This is a genomic window from Acetobacterium bakii (genome assembly GCF_001263355.1).
In the GTDB taxonomy this organism is placed as follows: Bacteria; Bacillota; Clostridia; order Eubacteriales; family Eubacteriaceae; genus Acetobacterium; species Acetobacterium bakii.
Map to the genome: position 1 here is coordinate 1 of NZ_LGYO01000004.1, position 19457 is coordinate 19457.

Here is a 19457-nt window from a genome sequence, read left to right on the forward strand (position 1 = left end):
GCACGAAACAATTTTTCCACTCTACGTCGGACACTCTTCGAGATGTCCGCCTCGACGTTACAAAATTGTTTGTGAAAACTAGCATCAAAGCAACGATTGTTCGTCTCTTTTTAATTTCGTAATCATCTAATTTACTTTAACTCAATAGCTGTAATTAAATAAGCCGGCATAATTTTGCAACTTATAAAGTTACTCAATAAACCAGCTTTTTATATGAATTGAAAATAGATCTCTGTGTTACAGCTGTATTGTATTTTTCAAAGAGCCATTTTAACGATGGCGTTACTGCTAACAATTTCCGACATACACATATTCCAATGACTCCCGGGCGATTTCGGCTAGAGCATAAACCGTGGCAACTTCCGTTGGGTTTTTATCGGTCATATGGTAGCATGGGAAAAATCGGGATAAATGCAGTGGAATATCGGGGCGAATGGATGCCAGCCACTGAGCCATGCTTCTGATTTCTTCCTCACTGTCATTTTCATCTGGAATGATCAGGGTCGTGACTTCTACGTGATTGTTTTCTGAAGCAAGCATAATCGACTGCTTGACGGTTTCTAAATCGCCGCCGACATTTCGATAAAACTTCTCGGTGAAGGCTTTAAGATCAATATTCCATGCATCAATTAATGGCAACAATGCCTTTAGCGGTTCTTCATAGAAGCAGCCATTGGTGACCAGCACATTTTTCAAGCCCTTTTCTCTGGCTTTCATTGAACAGTCTCTTACATATTCATAACCGACCAATGGTTCGTTATAAGTATAGGCGATGCCGATATTCCCCTGAGGCTTCAGTAACAGAGCCTCACTCACAAGTTCATCAGGACTAACGTACCGGGTAGGTATATCCTCTTTGCAAGCCATTGAAATCTCATAGTTCTGACAAAATGGGCAGCGAAGATTGCAGCCAAAGCTTCCCACCGAAAGAATTTGGGTTCCGGGTAAAAACCGATACAATGGTTTCTTTTCAATGGGATCAAGAGCCATGGACGTAACAAGTCCATAATTAATGGCCGTGATTATCCCTTCTTTGTTGCTTCGGGCACGGCAAAAGCCAATCTGACCGATATCAAGTTTGCATTTATGCGGGCAAAGCTTACACATTAGCTTACTCATTTGTGTCTCACCACTTCAAAGCGTTCCATTGTATATTTCTCCTTTTCTGAAATCCCGGCCTTTTGGAGGGCAATGCTGACCTGTTGCTCTGGGGTACTGACCCCTTCTAAATTAGGCAAAAGCAATCCATGTTTTTCTTCGGTACTAACAATAACACCATAACGCACCACATCAAGTTCTTCCATCGATGTAATCGGCTGGGGCTCTCCCAGCACATCCACACTATAGGTAAGCCAGGGTAATTCGTCTTCTGTCACCGGATGAAATCGGGGATCTCTTGCTCCGGCACTCACAGCATTATAAACTATTTCATCCGCAACTGTTGCCTTGGTAGGCGAAATCGTGCCGATACAGCCCCGCAGTTTACCGTTTGCTTTTAAAGAAACAAAGACTCCGGCCTTTCGATTGATAAGTTCATCCCTAATTCCTTCAGGCCGCTTTATGGGATGGTGGGTTTTTACATAATGCTCCAATGACTGTCTGGCGAGTTTAACATAGCTGTCTTCATCTTCTTTCAGAACCTCAAGATCAGCTTTGTTTTTTTTTTCAAGAATTTCATCAAAATGCCTGTTTTCATCCTCACCGGTAATAAGAAAAGCAGCTACTGCATAACCCACACCAAAGGGACCTTCATAGGAAAGCAGCTCCGATGAGACTGCTTTTCCATCCAATGCTCCCGCCATAATAATAAATGAACGCAAACCGCATTCCGCGGCTGCTTCACTAAAATCCGCATTAAAGGTCAAGAATCGCAAAAAATCAGCATTTGCCATTGCCTCAGTGACCTCATGGTCAAAAATCGGACCTTCTTTAGACAGGCCATAGGGCCCCGTAGCTATGAGTTTATGGGAGAGATCTCCGCTGGCAACAATCAGTATTTTTTTTTCGGTTTCCTGGGCTGCTGCTAAAATACACTTTCCAAAACGATAATGGGTAATGGGTAAAAGACCGGAAAGTGAAATACGTACGACCTTATAATCCTGATAGTATTGATTTATAAAATAAAGTGGTACCATGGTTGCATGGTCAAGTTCCTTGTGTCTTTCTCCCAGGACTCCAGCATTGATGCCTTCGTTTTCGGCAAGATCAGCAAGTCTTTTTGCAAATTCGCTATCGTAATCCACTTTTATCTGTACCCCGGGAGCACCAAATTCCTTAAAATTGCCAACTGCATGTTCCCCGGGAGAAATGTGCAAATAATCAGAATACATCACTGAATGTGGGGTTACCACAATAATAGTATCCGGTTTCAATTTCTCTATTCTGCGAGCAACTTCTTTATAAGCATCAATCGTTTTTTGAATCTCTTTTTCCTGTCCTCTTCCAACTTCTGGTACGATCAGCGGCGGGTGTGGAACAATAAAAGCACCAATTAATGACATATTCCTGTCCTCTTTTCTTTTTATTTACTTAAGCATTCTAAACAAACTGATTACTATTCAAAAAATTTTTTTTTACGTCTATATCATAGTTGTATACCTTTTTTTTAAGAAATTAAACCGTAATCGCAAAAAAATCAACCAATTTATTTTTTGAACATAAAAAGCTGATCTGTCAGCTGCAACTTATAAAGTTACTCTGATCGACCAGCTTAGTTAAGAGGATTAAACTTCCACCAAATAGTTTTTTTCTCGAAGTTTTCGTTCGATTAAATCCAAAACCCTGTCTGATGATGCTTCCACGGTGTGAAAATGATATTCACCGGTAAGCTTCATTAAAGGGCTAATTTTACCTTCAGCCAAACTCGTCACAAAATTATCCACATCGCTTTTTGAGGTAAGCCATAATTGCGCCCTAATTTCGCCATAAATTTCATGAATGACAAAAACGTCGTTCACTCGTCCACCGGCTTCAACAATGGTATATAGTTCGTCGGCAATCTCTTCTATATTATGATAAACTTTGAAAATTTTATACTTCCCGGGAGGATCTATCAGAAGATAGCCCTTATTTGTAGAAATGATATCATAATTGGATGCCCTTAGCAAGGCGATGTCCTGGACAATGATCTGTCGGCTGACCTGATATAGATTTGCCAGGGTTGCCCCGGATAGGGGTTCTTTTGAAGCCCTCAGCTCATTGATAATAGCTTCTAATCTGTTTTCTCGTTTCATTTCTCCCACCACCCTAAATTGCTGTTTATAACATTTCCAGATTTTTCATGGATAGATCAAGAATTGGCGATGAGTGCGTCAAAGCGCCGCAGGAGACAAAATCAATACCCATTTCCGCAATTTCTGCCAGGCGTTTTTCTGTTATATTTCCTGAGCATTCGGTCTGAGCTCTGCCATTAATAATCTCTAACGCCCGTCTCATCGTATCATCATCCATGTTGTCAAGCATGATGATGTCAGCACCTGCCTCCAAAGCTTCCAGCAGCATTTCAAGATTCTCAACTTCAACTTCTATTTTCCTCACAAAAGGAGCATATTCCCGTGCGGATGTAATGGCCTGCTTGACCCCTCCCGCAGCGTTGATATGGTTGTCTTTAATCAGAATACCATCGGAGAGATTAAAACGGTGATTGGATCCTCCTCCGACTTTAACCGCATACTTTTCAAAAATCCGCATATTTGGAGTTGTCTTTCGTGTATCCAATAACCTTGTTTTTGATCCTGCGAGTATTTTCACAAGCCTTTGGGTATGGGTGGCGATGCCACTCATGCGCTGAAGATAATTTAAGGCTGTTCGCTCGCCTGAAAGCAAAACCCGAGCATCACCTGTAACCACTGCCAGTAAATCATTGTTCTTCACTTCATCCCCATCTTTGAAAAAGGCATTCATTATAATGGCAGGATCGAGTATTTCAAATACCCGTTTGTAGACTCCCAAACCGGCGATGGCCCCATCTTCCTTGCAGATTAACTCCACTTTCGCTTTTCTTGGTTCACGAATCACAGCGTTTGTGGTAATATCTTCGCTGGTAATATCCTCTTTCAGTGCCTGTAATATCAGGCTGTCCATATTAAGCTTTAATGTTATAAGATCGTTCAATAGAAGCACTGCTCCTTTCTATTTCATCTAATATTATTTTTTTATATCGGGATTGTAATTGTTCCAAATCTCTGAAATCATTTATATCCACCACCGTATTTTTATCGGACAGATGCTCATAATGCCTGACGATATGGGTTGCAGCGCGCTTGGCAAAGACGAGACTTTCCAAAAGCGAATTGCTTGCCAGACGATTAGCACCATGAACCCGATTACAGCTAATTTCACCGATTGCATACAAGTGCTCCATGGACGTTTTGCTGTCTAAATCCACCTTGATGCCACCCATGAAATAGTGTTGAGCCGGGGTAACCGGTATGCATTCTTTTGTGACGTCATAGCCTTCCTCCAAACAACGCAGATAAATATTGGGAAATCTTTTTTTAATGACCTCGCTGCCAATCCCCATCATGCACAGCCACACGAAATCACTGCCATCAGCCTTCATCTGTTCATGGATCGCCTTGGTCAGAACATCCCTTGGCAATAACTCATCCACAAATCGTTCCATTTTTTGATTATAAAGAATTGCCCCTTCTCCACGAACGGACTCGGAAATAAGAAAGCGCCTGCCTTTTTTCTTGGAATAAAGGGTTGTGGGGTGAATTTGGATGTAACTGATATTTTCCAGTTCGATTTTATGCTTCAGGGCAATAGCAATGGCATCTCCTGTTAAATGCTGCAAATTGGTTGAATTGTCAAATAAACCGCCCAATCCGCCGGTGGCTAAAACCACATAGTCGGCTTCAAAAACACTGATTTCATTGTCATCGTTACTGGCAACAACTCCAAAACAGGTGTTGCCATCACAAATCAGATCCACCATAGTCATATGTTCCATAATCGTTATATTTTTCCTTCTTTTCACTTCCGCCAGTAATTTACTGGTAATTTCTTTGCCTGTCAAATCCTGGTGGTATAAAATTCTGGGTTTGGAGTGAGCACCCTCTCTGGTATAGGCAAACTCTCCGTCTTTCTTTTCAAATTCAACCCCTAAGGAAATCAGATCGTTTATGATTTCAGGTGAGGTACGAATCATCACATCAACCGAAGCCGGATCATTTTCATAATGACCGGCCTTCATGGTGTCTTCAAAAAAACTGTCATAATCATTCTCATCCCTCAGCACGCAGATACCACCCTGGGCTAAAAAGGAATCACTGGCATCCGCTCCAGTTTTTGTGAGCATCAGAATCGATTTATCAGGTGGTAAATTTAAAGCGTTGAACAGACCTGCCACACCGGTTCCTACAACTATAATGTCTGCTTTTCTGTTCATCTCATCATCTCCATTTACTTTGACAGCTCAAGCATTTTTTCAAGTGATTTAACCGCCTGAACTCGCGTTGGTTCGTCTACTTCTATCTGATTGATCATGTTTTCCAATGAAAATGCCACTTTTTCAAGGGTTATTCTTTTCATATTCGGACAGACCTGCATAGCATTCACGGTATAGAATTTTTTATTCGGATTCTTTTGCTTCAACTGATACAATATACCTATTTCGGTGCCGATAATAAATTCTTCATCTTTGCTGTTGGTTGCATACTCAATGATTCCCGAAGTACTCCCCACATAATCGGCCAAATCAATCACATCCAATGTGCATTCCGGATGCACCAGAACTTTTGCATTCGGATGCGCCGCTTTTACAGCTTCAACCTCATCCGACATGATTTCATCATGAACATGACAAAATCCATCATTAAAGATGAAATTCTTTTCCGGAACCTGTCTGGCAATGTACCGTCCTAGATTTTCATCCGGAACAAAGTAAATATTCTTTTGAGGCAAAGCCTTTACAATTTTAATTGCATTTGAGGACGTCACACAGACATCTACATATTTTTTGATCTCAGCGGTTGAATTAATATAGCAAACCACTGCCAGATCATCATATTTTGCCCGAACTTCTGCTATTTTCTCAGCTGAAGCCATATGAGCCATGGGACAATCCGCCAATAAATCCGGCATAATAATGGTTTTTTCCGGGCTAAGCATTTTAGCGCTCTCACCCATGAAGCTAACACCGCAAAAAACAATAACCTTTTCGGGAACAGTAACCGCCAGTTTACTCAGATAGTAGGAATCACCCACATAATCCGCAATTGCCTGAACTTCGTCGTTTACATAATAATGCGCTAGAATCACCGCACCTTTTTCCTTTTTAAGCCGCTTAATTTTATTTGAACTATCTTCCACTTTCGTTGTGCCTCCTAGTTTTAATCAAGAGAATTCTTTACAAAATTATAACACGTTTGTTTACACCTGACAAGTCTTGTGTAAACAAACGTGTTAATTTTAAAACCTTTTATATTAACAAACCTCGCCGCGGACATTTATTTATCAGTTGTGTGCTTACAATTCGGACAGGCGTTAGCTTGTCCGATCATGCAGCCGACAACGATTTGCCATTGTCCCCAGGACGATTTTCACAACAAACCTTGTCTATTGGACATCGGTGAAGATAAAGCCCAGGGTTTCGGTGATGTCTTCCCAGGTGGTAAAGCCGATGTAGGTTTCTTTGATTTCTTCAATGCTCTGGTGGGATAAATGTTTTAGAGAATTATCCCACATGGATGGGTCGCCATTCATGGTTTTTTGCAGATCTTCCTTATTACCATTTCTCCCCAGGAAATCTTCACTGACAATATAAAAACTGATAATCTGTCGTTGTTTTCCGCCAACATAATTATATTTTTCATATTTCATGGCCCCTTCAATTTCTCGAACAAGCTGTAAGCGGTCCATATCCATATTGGTGCTTTTTGTTAAGGCTTCTTCCGGACCTTTTACATCCCCTACAAAAATATATTTGTCGGTAAGAATAAAAATATCTGGCTGAGAATTGCTTTCCAGAACCCACCATTTATGAGGGAAATTTTTACTGGCATCGTAGTTGAGGATATTGGTTTTAGCTTCCAACAAAGTTCTGCTTTCATGGTCAATCAGTTCATTGCGATGCTTTGTTGCTTTATTTTCCGGGTCAAGTTCCCGGTTTCCCATGGCTTTTTTTAGATTCTCCACCAGCCATACGAGACGTTCGGTGGTTGGCGAAAGACTTTTTAGCTTTAAATCGCATCCGTCACAATAAATTTCCTGAATGGTTCCAGTCTCTTGATTTTTCCAGCGATTATTTTGATAGCCATCCCGCATCATATTAAGTAGATACATCAGCCGATTATTATCTTCCTTGATTCCATTGACTAAGGGGATTACCCGCATTTTGGAGCTGTCGTCATTAACCATTATCTCATTCTCCTTTAAGCAATTTTTCCATCAATTTCTTCTACTATATTAAAACGTTTACAATCTAGGCATTTCCTTTCTACAATTAAAATTAATTTGCCCTTTTCACTTTACTAATTCAATGCTGCCCCTTTATTATACTACCCAATCCAAATATATAGTTAGTTTTATTAAAAAACATTTTATTTAAAGATGGACAAAAGAAAATCATCAAAGAAATGTATGCTTAAATTTTGGCGGTAACCCCGTCCAGGGGACAATGGTAAATCGTTGTCTGCTGCATGATCGGACAGGCTGAGGCCTGTTCGCCATGATGCAGACAACTGATGTTACGATTGTCCCCTGGACTTACTTTGCATTTTTCACAGTCTAAAGTATCCATTTCTGACAGAATAGTTTTACCAATAGACTCAGGACTAACAGGATTCATGCTTCTATTAATCTGTTAATACGACTTTTCTATAAGTATTTATTCATCCTCGTATTTCCCTGATTTGTCTGCCAGCCGGAAATCATACCAGCTTCGTAACACAGATTAGCCGAATCAGATTCTTCAATTATTTTTTCCAATAACAGTCTGTTAATATATACATCATGGAAAAACCCTAAGTCATCCTGGAGTTTTTCGAATTTTATGATTGAATTTTTCGATTCATCGCCCAAAACGGATTTCAATTGCTCCAAAACATATCGCAATCTTTTACTCTTTATTCTCACCTTGTGGATACTTTTCTGGTCTTTCATATCCATTTTTTTTAATTTTTTGTTTATATCGTTTGACCATTCCCCAAGCTGTATTTTTGCGTATTTCTTAATGGATAGATCCAATAGTTCTGTATCCATCCACGGATCTTCCAATAGCCAAACCCAAAGATCCAGCAATACCGCTAATAACTGATTAGTCTTGAGGTAATCAGTCATTTTATTTAATTCTTCTTTTCTTTTAGCTTCCAATTCTTTTTTCAAGTTTAAGAACTCATTCGTTGGTATGATGCTATTCTGCGTTATTGTTTCTATTTGTTCCAGCAAAACATCATATTCCCGTACTCCTGAAAACGCTAATCCGATTTTACCCAGTACTTCTTTCTTCCCCGAATAGTCGTCTTGATTAAAAAGAGGGCTGAAAAACGTAAAAATTGCTCGAAGCCTTCTCACCTTAACCCTCAATTGATGTACACATTCAGGATCCTCCGGTTGTGCTAAAAGATTTTCCTGGGCATTCATTATTTCATGAATGTCAAATACCATTATTTTTACGATGGCCCACGTAATTTTTTCTTTAGGATTAAGATTTAGCGTATTTTTTTTATCATTTTTTTCGTTCAATCCTAAAAGCACGAAGCCCCGATAGTGTTTGGTCCTATTTTCCATGAAAAGGATATTTTTTTTAACTATTGCCGTACCCAATCTCAACATTTCCAGCATGCTCCCTATTTTCAATTCCAATTTTATTTCTGACAATGGCTCGCTTAAGCCATTTGCAGATATTTCTCCAATATCCCCGGCTATCTCGATCCAGCTATTATTTGCATAGAGGAGATTTATCTTCTTTCGTTTAAAGCTAGTTTTGAATATTGGGTTTAATTCTTTGTTTTTTTGAGCTTTTTTTAAGTCATAAAAAATAGGGGTATCTCTAAAATAATTGATATCCGGGATTGGAGATTTAATTTCAATGTTCCATTCCTGTGCTTTTTTCACAAAATTCGAATTTTCGGAAACTCCGGAATATTTTACCGTTGCCCGCCAATGATCGTCGCTTCTGGAAATACCGTATACATAGCCGGCATGATGCAATCCTCTGTTTTTTGTATCAAAATACGTGACTTCAAAATTTTGAGTGCTCGGCTGAGTTACTTCGGAGATTTCAAACTGAATCAATTCCTCCATTATTTGATCCAATTGGGATGGATCGTTGAGTCTGAATTTTAATACCCTAACAATATTATCTGACATGTCGTCTTTCCTTCCTGGCTCACTTATTTAAATTTCATTATCTCATACATTTAATTTCAAAACTCTTTGTTTATAATTTCGATACCCTATTTTTTCTTCTATTAACATTAAAAATATACATAAAAAGACAACCCTCATTGCGGACATTTATTTATCAGTTGTGTGCATCAATTCGTACAGTCTATCGACTGTTCGCCTTGATGCACACAACACGATGAAATAAAAATCCGCAATGAGGGTTGTCACATTACTTTGGCTTGAATCAAATGCAGACAAAATAGAAAAGTAAGTCCTGGGGACAATCGTAACATCAGTTGTCGGCATCATGGCGGACAGGCTTTAGCTTGTCCGATCATGCAGCCGACAACGATTTACCATTGTCCCCGGGACGGTTTTACCCCCAAACTCAGAAAAAACAAAAAAGTAAGCCCTGGGGACAATTGTAACATCAGTTATTACCAAGATGATTTATCTGTTATCTACTTTTTCAGGATTCAAATCATGCATGTGAAGCCGCTGCTTCGCTGTATCTTGCCAATCCGTTCCTTCTTTTCCATAGTTGCAATAGGGATCAATGGATATACCGCCTCTTGGTGTGAACTTTCCCCATACTTCGATGTATTTGGGATCCATTAATTTAATCAGATCTTTCATAATAGTATTCACACAATCTTCATGAAAACCCCCATGATTGCGATAACTGAATAAATAGAGTTTCAGGGATTTGCTTTCCACCATATAAACACTTGGCACATATGAAATATAAATGGTGGCAAAATCCGGCTGTCCGGTGATCGGGCACAAACTTGTAAACTCCGGGCAGTTAAACTTCACAAAATACTCATTTTCCTGGTTTTTGTTCTCAAACGTCTCAAGAACTTTTGGATTATAATCATAATTATATTTCACTTCCTGATTTCCCAACAGTGATAAGCCTTCAATTTCTCTATCTCTATTTTTCATCATTGCTCCTTATATCTTTAATAATGGTTTTTCTAAGTACTTAACCATTAAAACGCCAAGAATACTTGGTATGATCTGACCGATTCCGATGCTGAGGGCGAGCACTCCATAGGGAACATGAAGTAAATATGACAGCCATATGGGAACTAAAAGCGTTGGAAACAGCAAAATTGGAATTGCGACCAATACAACATTAATCTTCCTTAAAAAATAACAGCTGGAGGCTGTCAAAAGGCCGACGATAAATCCACCAATCATATCCAGTGGTCCAAGGCCGCCCATGAGCGTGTTACTTAATAGGTTGGCAATGCCCATTGGCACGATTAAAAATGGATAAATAGCAGCCAATGAATAAATACTTGTGGCGACTCTCACCTGATATTGCCCAAAAGCGAAACTTTGGGTAAGATACATGACGACAATGTACACGCCGATGACAATTCCCGAAACCGTCAGTTTCCTGACATTTGAAAATACGTCTTTCTTCAAAACTGCTTGTTTTTGATTTTCCATAAATCTACTCCTTTTTTTAATAAGCAGAGTTCACCCATCCCAAAATAAAACAATTTTCAACAACAAAAAAAGGTACATAGGCACCTTTAAAAAAGCTAAAAAATAGCTGGTCCTAGTTTTGTTTATAGACAGGATGGTTACGAACTGTCTTATATTAACTTATAATTGAATTTTAACATAACAACTGCTAACAAAGCAAGCAGCTCTTACTCAGTTTTATGATAATTTCTTATTTCTATCAATCAATTATCGTTTAGTTCCCAGAAAAAACAGAGCGATAGTCCCCGGACCGGAATGTGCCCCAATAACCGGATCCACATAATTTATAATCACATCTTTAACTTTGAGTTTATCTCTCACAAGTTTTTCTAAATATTGGGCATCTTCGATGCAATCCCCATGCGATATGAAGATAATTTGCTCGGTTGGATTAATGCAGGTCGCCTCCATTTCTTTCACAAGTGCATCAAGGGATTTGTGTCGGCCTCTTACCTTGCCGACAGGAACCAGTCTACCTTCATTATCCACGTGCATAATGGGCTTTATTCCCAATGCAGTGCCGACAAATGCGGTTGTTGGAGAGATCCTCCCACCTCTTCTCAGGTAAACTAAATCGTCTACAGTAAACCAATGACAAAGGTTCAATCGATTGTTTAAAAGCCAATCTGTGACTTCATCAATGGATTTTCCCTGACTTTTTTGTTCTCCGGCATAATAGACCAGAAGACCCTGTCCCATAGAAGCTGCCAAAGAGTCAACAGCAAGTATTTTTCTGTCCGGATAGATCTCCTGAAGTTCTCTTGCAACTAAAGCTCCGGCATTGTATGAACCGCTTAAAGCTGAAGAAAATCCAATATACAAAACATCTTTCCCCTGTTTTAATATGTCCTCAAATATTTTTCTACATAATTCTAAATCGATACTGGCAGTACTGATGGTTTCACCATTTCTCATCATTTCATAGAACTTTTTGTTATCCGTTCTTTCATCTTTAGAATAACTATGGAATTCTTTTTCTCCAACTCTAAATATTAATGAAATGATATGAATATTGTATTGATCAATCATTTCATCGATCAAATTTGCAGATGAATCTGTTACAATTTCATAACTCATAGCTTTTCTCCTTATATCTATTCTGAAATTTCATTGATTAATTTATCAGAAAGTTTTTTCTAAAATTTTCTGTTAATTCATTTATTTTACTCTAAAATTGCTTTAATGTAAAGTTTTCCTTAGCAAATCTTACATTCATAAATTTAAATATTTTTTCTAAAACAAATAATTTCGTATAAAAATAGTATGGCGCTGTGTCACTATTTCCGACAACAGATCCATACTGTAAATAATGGTTGATTTGCTTGAAATTTCATATTAATTCAATAGTGCTCCAATAATCATGACGATTATGAGTGGCATTAATATAATTATTAGATTCTGCACACTGAGTGGAAAAGTCTTTTCTTTTAACTGAAGCTTTCTGAAAGCTAAAATATTTTTTTGCACGACTATTATGGGAACCAATGCCAAAAGCACATAAACCGGAAGAATTCCCAGTATAGCGATTCCTATGATTGCTACAAATGACAGATAATAGAGGCCGGCAAACAGATTTAGGGCATTTTCTTTACCGATATAATAGGGCAAGGTGAAACGATTTACTTTAATGTCATCCTCCACATCGCAGATATTATTGGCAAGCATTATGTTGGCAATGCCACAGATTGCGGGTACTGTAACAACAGCAAGTTTAAATAATCCGAGAATATTGAAAGAAAGCTGCAATACCCAATTATCAATGGCGAAATATACGAGGCTGTCTGCCGGCGCATTAATGAAAACAACCAGAAAGGGAATAAAAAAACCCATAAACAATCCTGAGAAGATTTCACCCAGGGGCATTCGTGAAATGGGCGCAGGACCAAAGGTGTAGAATATCCCAACAGCAAAACACAGTCCTCCGCAAAACAAAACAATAAGTCCGGTATAAAATACAAGGATTAAACCCATTAGGGTTGCCAGTATTAACAATAAGAAAAAGATAAGCTTCGCTGTTTTTTTTGAAAACTCCAACTGTTTTCCGTTTGTTTTAATATCTATATAATTATTAAGGGCTGTGGTTGCCATATCAAAGCACAGCATTGAGACAAAGAAAAGCAAGGTATTTCTAAGATTAATCTGTTCATAAACATAAAAAATGTAAGCCAGGCCAAGTAAGAAGGGTAACAGACTTGCAATCTTTGTTCGGATTTCCACGTATTTAAAAAAACGATTAATAACCATCACCTTTAATGTGCACCTTTCCATATTTTTTCAAGGATCTCCGTGATTAAAAACTGCTTGTTTTGATCGGGAATGGTATCGATCATCTTCTTCGCTTTTAGATAATATCTTTTGGCTACATCAACGGCCATGGTCACACCGCCAATTTTTATAACCTCCGTTATTATATCATTAATCTCCTCCGCTGATAATTTCTGCTCCCGCATCCGGTCTTTAAGTTCCGGTTTTTTCAGTAAGACAAGAATAAGGGGCAGTGTGATAACCTCATCAGCCAGGTCATGTTTTACACATTTTTGGGTGACTTCCATATCTGATTGATAATCTGCGCAATCATCCAAAATCTGAAAGGCCATACCCATGTTAAATCCTATTCGTCCCATAAAACGGGCGTCCTTATCACTGCCGCCATTTATGATCGCACCGGAATACATGGCCAGTGAAAAGAGTGCCGATGTTTTTCCGGCTATAATTTTAAGATAATTGTGAATACTGAGGTCAACATCTGCGTTGTGCTTGAACTGACGTAACTCACCCAGGCAGATTTTTGTCATTGCTTTTGTGAATTCTTTTAATTTTTCAGGGTATTGGGCTGAAATTTCGGCGATCATTGACAACGCTATGCAAAAAAGGTAATCGCCGCATATGACTGCCTCCTTTTTTCCAAATCTGCTTTGGATACTGTGTTGACCCCGTCTTGTTTTAGCATCATCAATGATATCATCATGAACGAGTGTGGCAAGATGGAGTATTTCCACCGATGCTGCTGCCACCACGGCATCGGTAGAAACTAAGCCGTCTGAATCGATTGATGCCACAAGTAAAAGCATGGCGCGTAAGTTCTTACCGCTTCCCAGAGTTAAATGCTCCATCATATCTGAAAGCATTTCGTCAGTCCGCAGTAAGGTCTGATTCATTAAACTTTTTACGGCTTCAAGCGAAACCGCATATTCCATTTTTTCGGATATGTCATTATTAATCATTGTATATGTATAGTTTCCGAACAATTTTTATATTTTTGTAATGATTTTTTAACCAAGGCATCACATAATAATCAAGTCCGAATACTCTCCCTCCACCGATGATAACAGCTATTGCCGCAAAAACCATCCACCATGTACTCAAATACAGTCCGGTTGTTGTGACAAACATGACTTGGAGCAACAGTGAATACAGGGACGATATTGTCGTAAAAAGCCCTAAAACCAATAGTATTCCAATAATTATTTCAGAATAGACGATCACTGATTGAAAAAATACTTCGGAGCTGTTACTACTTAAAATAACCGTATTACTAAACCAATCCATAATCCCCACCTGGAATTTAATTGCAATATCCGTGGTTTCGATAAGAAATACTTTAAAGAGCCCTAATATATTCCAATTCAACAGTAAATTACCGGTAATTACCGGCGTGCCGGCTGCTGCAGTGGCACTTGTTACGGCATCCCCGCCAGGACCGGCGTTTACAATTTGGTAGAACAAATCGTTTGCGCCCTGGAAAAAATTTGTCAGATTTGGTTCTTGAAGCCAGCCATCATTGACTTTTTTTACGCCCTCATATATCCAGAAAGCACCTAAAAACACTCGCAGCGGCACCAGTAAAAAGCTTGGGGTTCGATTTGAAAAATGCCCACCCACAAAGCTCCGGCAATGCCTGATTGTAAAAAACTCATGACGAACGTAGCTGAAAACCTTATTCCATCCAAGAATCTGGATAAAATAGATAATATTTATAAAATGTTTTACAAATTGCGAGAGAAATGAGGGCAATGCAAATTTTTTGTTCTGGGTCCCAACATAAGAAATACCGTAACGTCCCCCTATACTGACCATAACCCCATGGAAGGCCGGCTCATATTTTTTCATTTCTCCGGTACCACTAACGGCGCTGGTCAGATTATGAGCGACGATGGCTGAAGACTGTTCGCAGTTTTCAACCATTTGCGGCACAGGAAGGGTCTGACCTTCAGGAATATAATACATGTTATCCCCGGCAATATAAACGTCGTCTCGCCCTTCAGCGCGCAAGAATTCATCAGTCTTAATCCGGGCTCGTCCAACCTGATTAAGCTCACCTGATTTCTTGGCAATTTCCGAACTTTCGATACCTGCCGCCCATATGACTGTTTTTGTCTGATCCTCAAAAATCTGTTCGCCTTGTTTTAGACTAATGGATCCCTCGCCAATTGCCTCAAATCCAGTTTTTAACATAACGGTAACGCCCATTTTTTCCAAACGTCGCTTAGCTTTTTCAGAAAGCTTTTCAGATAACGAGGGCACCACTCTATCCATCATATCAACAATGGCTATTTTAACCATATCTGGATCAATTTCGTACTGCTCGCAAAGCGTTGGAATCCATTCAGCCAATTCCCCGACCATTTCAACCCCGGTAAATCCAGCGCCCAGGACATAAAAACTAAGCAGTTTCTGTTTTTCTTTGGGGTCCGTTTCCTGTATTGCTTTGGTGAACATTTCAAAGACATGCTCTCTGATCTTTACCGCATCTTCATAGGACCATAGCGTATAGGAATACTCCTTGGCACCGGGAATGCCAAAAAAGGTCGGCTGCGATCCCGAAGCCATGACAAGATAATCGTATGTATAGCTGGCGCATTTTCCGGTTAATGTTTTTTTGTCATAATCTATTTCTGTAATTGTATCAATTTTCAGATCAACTTTTCGGCCTTCAAAAATACGCTTTAAACTAATTCTGATACTATCCTCTTCCACACGATTTCCTGCAACCTCATGTAATTCGGTAAGCATGGTGTGATAACTTTTTTTATCGATCAAGGTTATTTTAACATCCACCTGTTTTTTTAAGCGTTTTGCTAATTTCTTTGCAATTAAAATCCCAGAATATCCGGCACCTAAAACAACAATGTTCTTTTCCATATTAAACCTCCGGTGTTCGACTGTTTTTTTACTTTTATAAACAAAACCTCTAAATTGATGTAGTTTAAAACTTCAATTTAGAGGTTTTCGAGAATTTGGTTGCGAAATTTTTAAACTATTTTATTGCTGTACTAATTCCTGGACTCCGGTAACTGAACTTGTTCCATCCATTAAGAATGTGGATTGTGCTGTTGGCGTAGTAAAGTATAGGTTTCCTTTAATAGTTGCATCTTTCAACTGAAAGTTATCTGCTGAAACATAAACATCACCGACAAACGTTCCATGTTCAATACTTGCGTTTGGACTGTTAATGGTTAAAGATGGCGCAGTCAGAACAAATCTTGCCGTTACATTACGATCTTCATCCTGGGTATAAAGTCCAATTTTTCTCTTAACTTCATTGTCGTCAGTTACAAATGTCCCATTCAGTGTAAGTGGCGTGTCAATTGTTATATCCTTTGTTGTTGCAATAATCCATGTGCCTTCAGCACTGATCGCATTTTCAAATGCCGCTGCGGTATCAACGATTGAGGCTGTGGTAACCACATCTGTGGATGTATCCGACGAATCGGTTGTGTCGGTTGTAGGTGCTTGTGTACAACCCACCAATAATGTAGTAAGCACAATAATCGATACCAGAATTGCTTTAGTTTTCATAAACAGTCTCCTTCATTTTTAAAATATTTGCTATATCCAGCATGTTGAATATATACCCTTTTAGAAACCGATAAACATTTCAATACAAAATTAATCAAAGCGTCCTCTTTTTATCAAAGATTCTTCTTATTCCCGCCAATGAACAACATCAAAATGTTTTTTTGTTCATTCAAATTTTCTGTGGTCACTAAACATTTTTCGCCAATCCACATTGGTTGGAAAAACGAACATCAAGAATAAACTGTGTATTTTCTGTTGCATAATCGAGCAAAGTGTTAATCAATTCCAAAATCAGCTCACGGTTTCCTCTTAACTCAGTAGACATCATTCCAATCCTATAATCGAGATTTGATTTTTTTATCAGCTCAATTATTTGATCCACAGATGCATTCACATTGCTGTTTTTAAGGGGTATAAAACTAATTTGGCAACTCATTATTTGATCCATTTGAGACATATAAATCCTCCTTCACTGCCCTTATCTTTTAATTTGTTTTCACTTGCCATTGATATCTGAGTTTCCTCAACTTTAGGTGAAATAAAAAGACAGTGGTTATAATCCACTAAATGATCCGGATCAAGGGATTTCATTTCATCCAACGTCTTTAAATTTGCATATTTAAAAACGCTATTTTTTTTAGATTCCTGGCTTGTATAGAGATCTCCCCATTCACTGTTAGCATTGATTGTACCAATCACTATTTGACCGCCTTTTTTCAACACTCGAAACATTTCAGCCATGGCTTTTTTTTCATCTTGAATGAATTCAAAAGCAGCCATCGAAAAAATACCATCAAAGGTATCTTTTTCAAAATTCAGTTTGAAGACATCCATCATTAAAAAAGTGATTCTCAAGCCTCTTTTTTTTGCATTGATCTCTGCTTTTTTTAACATCTCTTGTGAAATGTCGATGCCCACAACTTCATAGCCCAATTCAGCAAGGCGCATTGAATATATTCCTGATCCGCACCCAACATCTAACACTTTTAAACCTTTAGACACATCAAACAAATTGAGCGAACATTGGGCTTCAACTTCATCGACATGTTTACCCAATGGTGTCAAGTACCACTCATCATATCCTTTTGCAAAAGAATCAAAAACAGCCATCATTTACTCCTTACAATAATTTTAATACCTTCGCTCTCAGGTCCCTGAATTCATTTGTATTCATTGCTTCTTGTGTATCTGAGCCTTTGGCTGGTACCTTGATCTCTTCCACAATATGTGCTGGAAAACCTTTAATAATATAAATTCGATCGGATAAAAATATCGCTTCATCGATATCATGGGTAATAAATAACACCGAACCATGAATTTTTTTTAAAATTTCCAGCAAATATTTTTGCATTTTCAACCTGGTAATTGCATCGAGTCCGCCAAAGGGTTCATCCAGAAGCATGATCTCTTTTGAAAACATATAAGTTCTCATAAGAGAAACCCGCTGCTTCATCCCTCCTGAAAGCTGATTTGGATACTTCTCCATATGGTCTTGAAGTCCAAAAACCGGAAGCATTTCAATCACCTTTTCTCGGGCTTCATCTTTCTTCATACCACGAATCTCAAGTGGCAGAATACCATTGTCAACGACATTTCGCCAGGGTAGCAACAGATCTTTCTGGTACATATAGCTCACAATCCCTGTCTTTCCGGTGACGTCGACATCATTCACAAAGACTTTTCCCTGTTCCGGCAATAAAAGACCGGCGATGACGTTAAAAAGCGTGCTTTTCCCACAACCACTAGGCCCTAAGATCGAGACGAATTCTCCCTGATTGAGATGGATATCAATTCCTTCGATAATGTTTTTATGATTATATTCTTTGGTTACCTGTTCGACTTTGAGCACACTATTGTTCTGGTAAAAATTCATTCGTAAATGCCTCATCCACACTCAATTCTTTTTCCAGCAAACCCTGATCATACATCCATTTGCTGTAATTTGTCCAAATGGTTTGATTCATAACGCCCCATTGACTGGCATCGCCCTGGTATTCTCCGGCCAGGTATTCCTGGGAAGCCACTGCCAAGTCTCGATCAATTTCCGGGTTGTCAGCCAGCAGCATATCGGCGGCTTCTTCAGGATTTGCAATAGCATATTCATAGCCTTTGGCCACTGCCCTTAAAAATCTTCTGGCGGTTTCAGGATTTTTTTCCAGGTAGTCTTCACTGGCAATAATAACCGGTGTGTAAAAATCCAGGTTAGGATCAACATCCTGCAATCGGATGAAATTAATCGGATAATCCTTCAGTTCAGCTGAAATCCCGTCCCAACCATAATATATCCAGGTGAAATCAACGTAACCATTTACTGCGGTAAAAAAATCCAGAGCACCAACATCAACGATTTCAACTTGACTGAAATCGGCATTGTCAATGGCCATAAGTCCCTTTAATGTGGCCACTTCCATGGGCGAACCCCAGCCTCCGTATTTTTTTCCTTCGAAATTTTTCGGAGTGGTGATATTACGATCAACCGGTGATGCAAACCCCGAGGTATTGTGCTGGATAATAGCGGCTATTGCCTTTATTGGCAAGGGATTCGCTGCAGTTCTTGCATACGTCACCTGTTCCTGATAACTGATGCCGAATTCTCCCTGACCTGCCGCGATCAAATCCGCACTCCCGCCTTCCGAGGGCTGAATAATCTCAACATTTAGGCCTTCTTCTTCAAAATAGCCCATTTGCTGAGCCACATACAGACCTGTGTGATTGGTATTTGGCACCCAGTCCAGAACCACTGTAATATCTTCATTTTCCTTTTGTGCACAGCCTGTTAATCCAATGATTAATATTCCTGTGAGTATGACTATCCATCGTTTTTTCAT

At 39.0% G+C, this 19457-nt stretch carries 20 protein-coding genes; all 20 read right to left on the minus strand.

What is annotated here, in order from left to right; genetic code table 11:
• Positions 1 to 288 precede the first annotated feature (288 nt).
• The 20 genes from amrS to AKG39_RS01155 all read right to left on the minus strand — a co-directional run bounded on the left by amrS (position 289) and on the right by AKG39_RS01155 (position 19457).
• On the minus strand, positions 289 to 1119 hold the full coding sequence (gene amrS / locus AKG39_RS01060; protein ID WP_050738509.1) for an AmmeMemoRadiSam system radical SAM enzyme: 831 nt from the start codon (positions 1117 to 1119) through the stop codon (positions 289 to 291).
• Positions 1116 to 2501, minus strand: coding sequence for an AmmeMemoRadiSam system protein A (gene amrA, locus AKG39_RS01065; RefSeq protein WP_050738510.1), 1386 nt, complete (start codon positions 2499 to 2501; stop codon positions 1116 to 1118). The genes amrS and amrA overlap by 4 nt, the downstream gene beginning before the upstream one ends.
• 222 nt (positions 2502 to 2723) lie before the next feature.
• Positions 2724 to 3233: a transcription repressor NadR gene (locus AKG39_RS01070; protein WP_050738511.1), complete on the minus strand. Its 510-nt coding sequence runs from the start codon at positions 3231 to 3233 to the stop codon at positions 2724 to 2726.
• A 25-nt stretch (positions 3234 to 3258) separates the two neighbouring features.
• Positions 3259 to 4113, minus strand: a complete 855-nt coding sequence (gene nadC / locus AKG39_RS01075) for a carboxylating nicotinate-nucleotide diphosphorylase (protein WP_050738512.1) — start codon at positions 4111 to 4113, stop codon at positions 3259 to 3261.
• Complete coding sequence (locus AKG39_RS01080) at positions 4085 to 5392, minus strand: L-aspartate oxidase (protein ID WP_050738513.1); 1308 nt, start codon at positions 5390 to 5392, stop codon at positions 4085 to 4087. Before AKG39_RS01080 ends, nadC begins: the two co-directional genes overlap by 29 nt.
• A gap of 14 nt (positions 5393 to 5406) precedes the next feature.
• Positions 5407 to 6315: a quinolinate synthase NadA gene (gene nadA / locus AKG39_RS01085; protein WP_050738514.1), complete on the minus strand. Its 909-nt coding sequence runs from the start codon at positions 6313 to 6315 to the stop codon at positions 5407 to 5409.
• A 246-nt stretch (positions 6316 to 6561) separates the two neighbouring features.
• Positions 6562 to 7362, minus strand: coding sequence for a hypothetical protein (locus AKG39_RS01090; protein WP_050738515.1), 801 nt, complete (start codon positions 7360 to 7362; stop codon positions 6562 to 6564).
• A 226-nt stretch (positions 7363 to 7588) separates the two neighbouring features.
• The gene (locus AKG39_RS01095; RefSeq protein WP_160316131.1) at positions 7589 to 7744 is read right to left on the minus strand and encodes a hypothetical protein; all 156 of its coding nucleotides are present in this window, start codon (positions 7742 to 7744) and stop codon (positions 7589 to 7591) included.
• A 77-nt stretch (positions 7745 to 7821) separates the two neighbouring features.
• Complete coding sequence (locus AKG39_RS01100; RefSeq protein ID WP_050738517.1) at positions 7822 to 9315, minus strand: CYTH and CHAD domain-containing protein; 1494 nt, start codon at positions 9313 to 9315, stop codon at positions 7822 to 7824.
• A 468-nt stretch (positions 9316 to 9783) separates the two neighbouring features.
• Positions 9784 to 10278, minus strand: coding sequence for a preQ(1) synthase (gene queF, locus AKG39_RS01105; RefSeq protein ID WP_423230031.1), 495 nt, complete (start codon positions 10276 to 10278; stop codon positions 9784 to 9786).
• Positions 10279 to 10287: 9 nt separating this feature from the next.
• Positions 10288 to 10791 (minus strand): QueT transporter family protein, encoded by a 504-nt coding sequence (locus AKG39_RS01110; protein ID WP_050738519.1) that lies wholly within the window; start codon positions 10789 to 10791, stop codon positions 10288 to 10290.
• Positions 10792 to 11037: 246 nt separating this feature from the next.
• Positions 11038 to 11907, minus strand: a complete 870-nt coding sequence (locus AKG39_RS01115; RefSeq protein WP_050738520.1) for a DegV family protein — start codon at positions 11905 to 11907, stop codon at positions 11038 to 11040.
• Positions 11908 to 12165: 258 nt separating this feature from the next.
• The gene (locus AKG39_RS01120) at positions 12166 to 13098 is read right to left on the minus strand and encodes a 1,4-dihydroxy-2-naphthoate polyprenyltransferase (protein WP_083439352.1); all 933 of its coding nucleotides are present in this window, start codon (positions 13096 to 13098) and stop codon (positions 12166 to 12168) included.
• Complete coding sequence (locus AKG39_RS01125; RefSeq protein ID WP_050738521.1) at positions 13080 to 14054, minus strand: polyprenyl synthetase family protein; 975 nt, start codon at positions 14052 to 14054, stop codon at positions 13080 to 13082. The genes AKG39_RS01120 and AKG39_RS01125 overlap by 19 nt, the downstream gene beginning before the upstream one ends.
• Positions 14047 to 15972, minus strand: a complete 1926-nt coding sequence (locus AKG39_RS01130) for an FAD-dependent oxidoreductase (protein ID WP_050738522.1) — start codon at positions 15970 to 15972, stop codon at positions 14047 to 14049. Before AKG39_RS01130 ends, AKG39_RS01125 begins: the two co-directional genes overlap by 8 nt.
• A 120-nt stretch (positions 15973 to 16092) precedes the next feature.
• Positions 16093 to 16629, minus strand: coding sequence for a hypothetical protein (locus tag AKG39_RS01135; protein WP_050738523.1), 537 nt, complete (start codon positions 16627 to 16629; stop codon positions 16093 to 16095).
• A 187-nt stretch (positions 16630 to 16816) separates the two neighbouring features.
• Positions 16817 to 17086: a thiamine-binding protein gene (locus AKG39_RS01140; protein WP_050738524.1), complete on the minus strand. Its 270-nt coding sequence runs from the start codon at positions 17084 to 17086 to the stop codon at positions 16817 to 16819.
• The gene (locus AKG39_RS01145) at positions 17065 to 17739 is read right to left on the minus strand and encodes a class I SAM-dependent methyltransferase (RefSeq protein ID WP_050738525.1); all 675 of its coding nucleotides are present in this window, start codon (positions 17737 to 17739) and stop codon (positions 17065 to 17067) included. Before AKG39_RS01145 ends, AKG39_RS01140 begins: the two co-directional genes overlap by 22 nt.
• Positions 17740 to 17749: 10 nt before the next feature.
• Positions 17750 to 18502: an ABC transporter ATP-binding protein gene (locus tag AKG39_RS01150; RefSeq protein WP_050738526.1), complete on the minus strand. Its 753-nt coding sequence runs from the start codon at positions 18500 to 18502 to the stop codon at positions 17750 to 17752.
• Positions 18480 to 19457 (minus strand): ABC transporter substrate-binding protein, encoded by a 978-nt coding sequence (locus tag AKG39_RS01155; RefSeq protein WP_050738527.1) that lies wholly within the window; start codon positions 19455 to 19457, stop codon positions 18480 to 18482. The genes AKG39_RS01150 and AKG39_RS01155 overlap by 23 nt, the downstream gene beginning before the upstream one ends.